Consider the following 699-nt stretch of genomic DNA (forward strand, 5'->3'; position numbering starts at 1 on the left):
GCGACCAGCAAAGACCCGCACAACGCCCGCGAGATCGCCCGGGTGGTCCTCCTCGGCGCACGCATCGCCCGACGCGAAGCCCGAGGCAAGCGCACCAAGGCCCTGGAGAACGAGGTCGAGCGCATTCGCACCAGGGCCCAGGCCCGCGAGGACGCCAAGCGCAAGAAGTAGCCACGCCACGGGGCGCCCACACCCGGCCAAGGATCCGGGCGCCCCGTGGTCCGCACGCCCCTGAGGAACGACGGAGACATCAGGATGACCGACATCACCACACCCGCCGACACCGACCCGACGAGTACGGGTACCCGCGACGTACCCGAGCCCGCGAGTACGGGTACCCCCGAGGCCCCGGCGACCGAGGTACACCCCCGCCGCCGGGTACGCATCGACCACCTCCGGCGCGCTGTCGTCGAGACCCGCACGAACCCCGCCTACCGGTGGACCGTCCGCCACGGCTCCTACATCGCCGGCGGTACCCGGGTACTCACCCGCCGCGCCTGGGACGCCCGTACGACCGCCCGGCACGAGCGGTTCATGCGGATCGCCGAAGCCTCGGGCAACGAGGAGATGGTGACCAAGTGGGAGCAGCGCGCGTACGCGTTCCGGTTCGCCCGGCATAAGCGGCGCATGGACATCCTGCAGATGCTCCTCAACGCACCGAAGGCCATCGCCTCCGCGGTCCTCAGCGCGGGCAGCGTC

1 pseudogene is annotated in these 699 nt (G+C 71.4%); it reads left to right on the forward strand.

Features of this window, described 5'->3' with window-relative positions:
• Positions 1–255: 255 nt before the first annotated feature.
• Positions 256–699: pseudogene (locus O3Q52_RS53800) on the forward strand (cell division protein FtsK); the annotation flags it as partial.

The sequence above is a fragment of the Streptomyces sp. ActVer genome (genome assembly GCF_027270795.1).
Classification (GTDB): domain Bacteria; phylum Actinomycetota; class Actinomycetes; order Streptomycetales; family Streptomycetaceae; genus Streptomyces; species Streptomyces umbrinus_A.